Source organism: Pyxidicoccus fallax (assembly GCF_012933655.1).
Taxonomy (GTDB): Bacteria; Myxococcota; Myxococcia; order Myxococcales; family Myxococcaceae; genus Myxococcus; species Myxococcus fallax.
In genome coordinates, this window is sequence record NZ_JABBJJ010000053.1 from 18520 (window position 1) to 26111 (window position 7592).

3 protein-coding genes are annotated in these 7592 nt (G+C 64.3%); 1 reads left to right on the forward strand and 2 read right to left on the reverse strand.

From position 1 onward, the window contains the following. Positions 1-83: 83 nt before the first annotated feature. Positions 84-1868 (reverse strand): DEAD/DEAH box helicase, encoded by a 1785-nt coding sequence (locus tag HG543_RS14195; protein ID WP_211193920.1) that lies wholly within the window; start codon positions 1866-1868, stop codon positions 84-86. 573 nt (positions 1869-2441) lie between these two features. Here HG543_RS14195 and HG543_RS14200 point away from each other — a divergent pair. Further along, entirely contained in the window at positions 2442-5213 is a 2772-nt protein-coding gene (locus HG543_RS14200) for a dynamin family protein (protein ID WP_169345281.1), read from the forward strand. 244 nt (positions 5214-5457) lie between these two features. On the opposite strand, the gene HG543_RS14205 is transcribed toward HG543_RS14200, so the two are convergent. Further along, positions 5458-7512 (reverse strand): DEAD/DEAH box helicase, encoded by a 2055-nt coding sequence (locus tag HG543_RS14205; protein ID WP_211193921.1) that lies wholly within the window; start codon positions 7510-7512, stop codon positions 5458-5460. Between the last annotated feature and the right edge of the window lie 80 nt (positions 7513-7592).

Here is a 7592-nt window from a genome sequence, read left to right on the forward strand (position 1 = left end):
GTTCCAGCACGCCAGCGTTTGGGTCGTGGCGGTAGCGCTGCTCGATGCGCGTCCAAGCCGCCAGGGTCGAAGCGGCGGTCCCGTCAGCCGCTCGTGGTGAGCACGAGCCGGTCGATGGCCCGCGTCATCGCCACGTAGAGCAGCCGAGCCTCGTCCTTGGCCTCCTCGGCGCCCGGAGTGGGCCGCTTCAGGCGAGGAATCGCGACGACGGGGAACTCGAGCCCCTTGCACGAGTGAAAGGTCAGCACCTTCACGCTGTCCGCACGGGTGTCGAGGGGTGACTGCCCTGCCCGCTTGCCCACGAGCTGGCACGGAATGGCGGTCCGCCGGAGCCGCTGAGCGGCGGCCTCCCCCGTGGAGCCTCCACGGTAGAGGAGTGCCATGTCCCGCCAGGCATAGCCCTCGTCATGGAGCTGCTGGAGGTGGCCCGCGACGTAGTCCAGCTCCTTGCCGAGCGAGGGCAACTGGATGACCTGGGGGCGCGGACCGCGGCGCCCGGCGGCCTGGGGGCGCAGGAGGGGAACCCCGTCCTCCTCGGCCTCCTCGGGCGTGAGCAGCTCCTCGGCGAAGCTCGCGGCGAACTCGAGAATCTCCGCCGTGTTGCGGTAGTTGAGCCGCAAGATGGTGGTGCGGCCCTGGGCCTGGATACCGACGCTGCGGAAGCTGAAGTGCTTGCGCCGGTAGATGGACTGCGCGTCGTCGTAGAGCACCAGCAGTGAGCTCGTCTCGGGAGAGACCATCTGGGTGACGAGCTTGAGCCACTCGGGCTGGAAGTCGTGTCCCTCGTCGATGAGCACCGCGCCGTACTGGGCGCGAGGGATGAAGCCGCGGTCCACGGCCAGAATCACCCGCTGCGCGAGCTGCTCCGCGAACTCGCCCGGCGGGAGGTCGGATGCGGGGAGGCCCGCGTGGTAGAGGCGCAGCTGGTCGTGACACCAGCCGTGGAAGGTGCGCACCGATACCTGCTGAGTCAGCCCCCGGGCCTCGAGCATCTGCTGGAGGAAGCCGCTCAAGGTGCGATTGAAGCAGAGGACGAGGATGGGCTTCTGGAGCAGCCGGGCCAGGTACTGGCAGCGGTACCCCAGAATCATCGTCTTGCCCGAGCCCGCCACGCCATGAATCACCCGGTGCCCCTCACCGAGGCTGCGCGCCAGCTGCTCCTGCTGCAAGTCCATCACCCGGATGAGGTCCGGCATCACCTCCACGGAGTCGGGCCTGGCGAACAGGTCCAGCTGCGAGCCACCGATGCGCACCTCCGGGAAGATGTGCCAACGGATGCGGTCAACCTGCGGCATGGCGAGCGGCACGCGCGGCACCCAGGAGAACATGGCCCACAGCCGCTCCTGGAAGGCCTCGGCCGAGACGCTCTCCGCGATTTCGTCCTTGCAGAGCACCCGGTCGGGAGGGATGGCCTGACCGAGTTCCGCCGCCTCGAACTGTGCCCGGGTGATGTGGGTGAGCACCACGCCGTAGCTCCACGGGAACGCGAGCCTGCCACGGTGCGCGCCCTCGGTGTGGACCAGTGCGGGGTCACGCTCCAGCAGCGTGAGGATGTCGTGCGCATAGCCCCGAGCCTGCTCGAAGGGGTTCACCGTCTCCTTCGGTCCGCTCGCCGTGTGGATGACCGCTCGGCTCTTGTCGATGGAGATGAGCGTGTCCGTCTTCCAGTCCTTCACCTCGAGCACCAGCAACCCGCGCCGGGGATGCAGCACGAGGAAGTCGGGGTGGTGCCCGGTGGCTCCGATGGGCACGTCGTACCAGAGCAGGTAGTCGGACTCGAGCTTGTCCTCGAGCTGCCCGGCAAGGCGCTTTTCCCCGGCCTGCATGCGCCGCAGACACTGGCTCAGCGAGGGAATGAGGGTCGCCATCGTCCAGGAGTCCTTTAGGAACCGCGTAACCCCAGTGTGCCAGCCGCATGAGGGCTCCGTCCACCGGCTGGCGGAACGGCTGCTCGGCCATGACAGCCACAGACGCTCGCATCCTGAGCATCTAAGGTGCTCCTGAAGAAGAGCATCGAGCCCATTTCACTTGAGAAGCCGGAGCACCGTATCTCTCTTCCGCTTCGCTGAGAACCAACTGCGCTCCGCTTCCCTAACCTGCTTCCGCTGCTCCTCATCCACCTCCCGAGGGGAGGTATCCCCAGAGGGGAGTCGCCGCCCCCCAGGGAGAAGGACATCTCACGACTAATCTTCAGGTCCCTCGCCCACCATGACTCAACCGCCCAGGAGATTGTCCCACCGTCGTGCCGTTACCTGGGTTGGCGGTGACTACCGGGGCAGGATCCGGGCCAGTACCCAGGATCGGTTCGCTCAGTCCGAAGTAGCACCTCGGGTGGGGTATCTCACACTCCCCCCTACGGAGGTCGAACAGCGGAGTTCGTGCTCATCGAGCCCTGGCTATCTTGAAGACTCCAAAGCAGCCATCCAGCTATGGTGGCGCGCATGACGCATGCAGTCCTCGATGATCTCAAGGCACAGATTGCCGCTAGACGCGCGGTCTTGGTCGTAGGCTCCGGCGTGTCGGTCGCCGCGACAAATAATTCGCCGGCCTCGTCCTGGACCGGGCTCCTCAAGCACGGTGTGGAGCGATGCGTCGAGCTTGATGGTCACCTTGCTGGGGACTGGCATGAGAGGACGCTCGCCGATGTTACCTCCGGGCGGCTCGATGACCTTCTGGCGGGAGCGTCAAAGGTGCGCCGAACGCTTTACCGGCAAAATGAGTGGTCACGATGGCTCGAAGACTCCATCGGTACGCTGAAAGCGTCACGGTTCGAGCTCATTGATGCGCTCGGGAGTCTCAACGCTCCGATTCTCACAACGAACTACGACGACATCCTTGAGCGCCGGCTTCATCGACATGCCATCACATGGATGGACAAGGCAGACCAGATTGCCTTTGCTCGCGTCGAATCCTGTGAAACCGTCCTCCACCTGCATGGCTTTTGGCGGCAGCCGGAAACCGTCATCCTCGACGGCGGAGACTATGAACGCATTCTCGGCGCTCAGTTGGCCCAGGCGGGCCTCCGCACATTGGGAGAGGCGTGGTCTCTCGTCTTTGTAGGGTGCGGTGATGGTCTCGCAGATCCGAACTTCGAACAGTTCCTCGACTGGATGGCGGTGGTCCTCAAGGGAGTGCGGCACCGCCACTTTCGCCTCGAACGCAAGACTGACGCAGATCACCGGCAGCAATGGCACAACGACAGGGGCCACCACGTGCGCGTGGTCACATATGGCGATGCCTACGATGAGCTCCCCGCGTTCATCGAATCGCTACGTCCGTCCCGGGCTGCAGACATCAGACCCCTAGCACTTGCCCCGGCGGCATCGGTACCGGAAAGAGTCACTCAGCTGGCGCGCCCTGTCCTTTCGGCTGGCGAGTACGTTCGTCTCCAGCAGAAAGGGCGAGAAGCCGTCGAGCGGCTCACTGCCCTAACGCACCTGCTCGAGTGGGAAAGCATCTGTGCCCATGGCAACGACCTATCCCAAGCCCTGGAACAGGATCTTTACCGGGTTGCCATCACGGGTCGGTCCCGCGCGGGGAAGAGTTCGCTGGTAAATGCCCTCGTGGGCCGCACCATCTGCCCCGTGGAGCGGGTTATCACGACTGCCATTCCAATCATCATCGGCCCAGGCGAGAACGAATCAGCAACCATCAAGTATCAACCCAATGGGCGATCGCCACTCCACCTCGATGGTCCCATCACGGCCGACATGCTCGCCCCCTACGCAGACCAGCGTCATAACCGGGACAACGAGAAGCGCGTGGACTGCATCGAGGTCCGCCTGGGACATCAGGTGCTCGACCTCGGTGTCGAATACGTCGACATCCCAGGCTTTGACGACCCGAGCGGGCGGATTTGGTCCGCGACGCAGGAGGTCATCAGCAAAGCTCATGCGTTGGTCCTAGTGCTCGACGTATCGTCTTATGAGAGTGGCGGCTTCACCATCGACAAGGCGACGCGGGAAGTCCTGGAACAGGCGCACAAGCGCGCATGCCCAGTTCTGATCGTCTGCAACAAGGCGGACAAGCTCTCGAAAGCGGAGCGGGAGGAAGCCAAGCAGTACGTACTGGAGGCACTCGACCATTTCGGCCTTCGCTTGCCCCTGGTGCACGGTCCATTCCTCATGAGCACCAGAGAGGCCTTGGAGACACGTGTCCGTAACGAGCCGCTTCCAATTCCTTTCTCGAACTTCGAAGAGACTCTCTGGAAACAGCTCTGGAACACCGAGTCGGTGGGCCTACGGCGGCTGTTCAGGGTCTTCGACGCGCTGCGTGTTGCCGACGAGGAGGTGGACGCACTCATCGCGGCCCGCCAAGCCAAGGGGAGCGAGCGTGAACGCTTGCGCACCGCATTTGCACGCTGTCAACAAGATAAGTCGAATATTCTCGCGACCAGCCGGCACGACGCCCATGCCCTAAGGCAGCAGACTGCGGAACTCGTTGAGTCAGCCCGAAGCAAGCACCTCCGTGCCATCGCGGACCACATTGCTTCCCTGCCCGCGGAGGGCGAGATTCCGTTGGTTTCTGAAACGATGCAGGCTCTTCAGGAACGTCTGTCTACGGCCTGCCGAGCAATCATCGAAAATGTGACGCCCTCGGTGATAGCGCAGTGTGAGAGCACGGAGAAAGCGATCACACGGAGCCTCTCCCTATTGCGAGAAGAGGTGGGCCTCTCCGCGCAGGCTATACAAGCCCGTGCGACCTTGGGCGCACTCAGAAACTGGAGTGAGACGGTCGGCCTGCCCGACACAGGTGACGGCGAACGCAAGTTGAAGCGGACTGCTGCTGGCGGAACCGCCGGCCTGGCGGTGTTCTTTGCCCTCGCCAACCCCGTGGGATTTCTCGTCGCTGCGGGAGTCGGTTTCGGTGTGTCCGCACTCGTCAATTTCCTTACAGACCGCGTGGGCAGTCACTCCGCCCTACGCGCACGTGTCGAGCAGCATACGAACGAGGCGTTCACATCCTTCAAACAATCAGTTGACGCCGCGCTTGAGGCCTTCGGACGCGATCTTACGAGCCGCGTGCACCAGCGGATGCGTCCATTCCTGAACGACATGGAGCGCCGGCTTGAGACGATCCGTGAGCCCACTGCCGACGAGCTACGCTGGCATGCTGAAATGCACGTGACGACCGCCGAGGCGTTGCGCATCCTCGAGGGCGTACTTGGCTCGCCTCGAGTGGCGTCCTCCGCCTCGCCGCCCACCGCTGCGTAACGCATCACCCGCAGCATCCCCCAGCCCTGCTATGCAGCAACCGAGCATCGCGATGGGAGCGGGAATCGCACAAAGCATCCGGGGTAAATCTTTGTCTGGGTAGATAGCGTCCACCGCTGCCCTGTTGGAGGGCAGGAGGAGCGGTGGATGACCCGAAGTGGCAACCAGTTTAAACTGGCGCTGCCTCAGCATTGAGCCCTTCATGGGCTGGCACGAGAGCGGGCTCGGCAGCCGCAGAAGCCTGTCACGCACGGCTCTCGGGGTTCGATGCGCTGCGCTTCCACGCCGCGAGGGTCTCGTTCGCGTCGTCGACGCTCATCGTCTCCCGCGCGATGAGCCCATGCTCGATCTCCTTTGGAAGGCACGGCTGGAACTTCGACACACGCGATCTCTGGTCGGGGTCGACCAAGCGAGCAGCGTCGGCCCAGCCGAGCGGGGCGCGCGCGACGAGTGCGTCGATGGCCTGCCGAATCGCGACGGCGCTCTCGGCAGCGCCATCGACAAACGTGATGAAGGTATTGCCCGGCGACACACGCGCTCCAAGCTCCGCTTCGAGAAGTCCTGCGAGAATGCGGTTGCCTGCGCCACCACCGAAAGTCCACCAACGGCACCGACCGTTTGAGTCCTCCTCTAGCGGAAGCGGCGCATCATCGAGGAACGCATGCGAGGCGCGTTGGGCCTCGATGGCTGCGACCGCCCGCTTCGACCACGAGGCATCGTGGTCCGAGCTATGCAGAACTCGTCGCATGGCCTGACAGAGCGAACGCGCCAGGGTTACGGGTTGTCCAAACCAACGCGGATAGCTGCCCGCCTCCGCAGGCTCCACCGAGCAAGTCCCGCCCTTCCAGTCGACTCCGACGATGCGCCACGGCCGGCCCGCGAGCACGAAGTTCGGGCTCTGGCGCTCCTTGTCCTGCAAGAAGGCCGCATCCACGACACCGACCTCCGTCTGTCCGTACAGCACGCGGAGCACCCGCGGGGTCGAGAACACCGCGTAGAGCTCGAGGAAGTTGCGTGCGCCGTAGAGCCGCTCGCCCCGAGCGCCGAGAGCAAGGCGTGCGTCCGCCTCGACGAGGATGTCGTTATACACCATGTGGCGAACAATCGCCTCGCGCTCTGACGTCGAAACCTCACGGAACGCCGCGCAGCCTTCGAGCCAACCCCACCACGCATGTGCGGCGGCTCCGCGCTCCTGCATCGACAGCGCGATGGATTGATGCGCCAGAACATGTGGCGACCACGACGACGGCCCTGCGGGTTCGACGTAGCCGTTCCTGAACAGGTCGATGATCGCAGCAGCACGCAGCAGCGCGTCGTCATCGGTCGCGAGGAAGGTGCAGTTCGCCTTCGTTCCGGCACGACGCCCCGTGCGCCCCATCCGTTGCAGGAAGGATGACACGCTGCTGGGCGCGTCGATCTGAATCACATGATCCAGATCGCCGACGTCGATGCCGAGTTCGAGGGCGGACGTCGCAACGATGACGCAGTTGGTGCCCTCCTCGAATGCCTTCTCGGCGGCCGTTCGCTCCGAGAGCGCAAGCGACGAGTGCGAGAGGTAGACATCCACGCCCCGCTGGGAGAGACGATGGCCAAGCTCCTCGACACGCCTACGACTATCAACGAAGACGAGCCGCCGCGTTCCCGGATACAGGCGATCGATGAGCAATGCGGCATTGTCGAGCGAGCCGACGAAGTCGAGCGCAAGCTCCGGCGGCTTCCGCGTGCCACCAGGGTCAACGACCCGTTGCGGTCTCAAGCTGCTGCCGCTGAGCCATGCAACAATGGTTTCCGGATCGCCTACGGTCGCCGAGAGACCGATGCGCTGGATGTCGGCCTCGGCGATTCGAGAGATGCGCTCCATGAGCGCCACGAGGTGGGCACCGCGATCATCGCCCGCGAACGCATGGACTTCGTCGATAACGACGGCTCGAACATGAGCAAGAAAGCGCCGTGCCGGCGTGCGGGTGCTGAGCAGCATCGCCTCGAGTGATTCGGGCGTGATCGCCAACACGTCGGGCGGCTCGTCCATCAATCGTCGGCGAGCAGGCTCCTTGACGTCGCCATGCCACTTGCCGGCACGCCTGCCGATGAGGCCGGTGAGCCGATGAAGGCGCGCCTCCTGATTGTTGAGCAGGGCACGTATTGGCGCCACATAGAGCACCGACACGCCGCGCCAGTCTTCGACATCCATTCTCGAGAGCAACGGCAAGAACGCCGCCTCGGTCTTGCCGCCCGCAGTGGGCGCAAGCACGACACAGTTCGCACCGTCGAGAATCGCTTCGGTCGAGAGCGCTTGCACTGGACGCAGACCGCTCCACCCGAGGCCGTTAGCGATCTGGTAGCGAACAGCAGGGCTCAGGCGGTCGATGGCGTCTCGCG

Excerpts from the sequence above, each read along its gene's own strand:
- HG543_RS14195 (WP_211193920.1), bottom strand. The coding sequence starts at position 1,868 with ATGGCGACCCTCATTCCCTCGCTGAGCCAGTGTCTGCGGCGCATGCAG.
- HG543_RS14200 (WP_169345281.1), top strand. The coding sequence starts at position 2,442 with ATGACGCATGCAGTCCTCGATGATCTCAAGGCACAGATTGCCGCTAGA.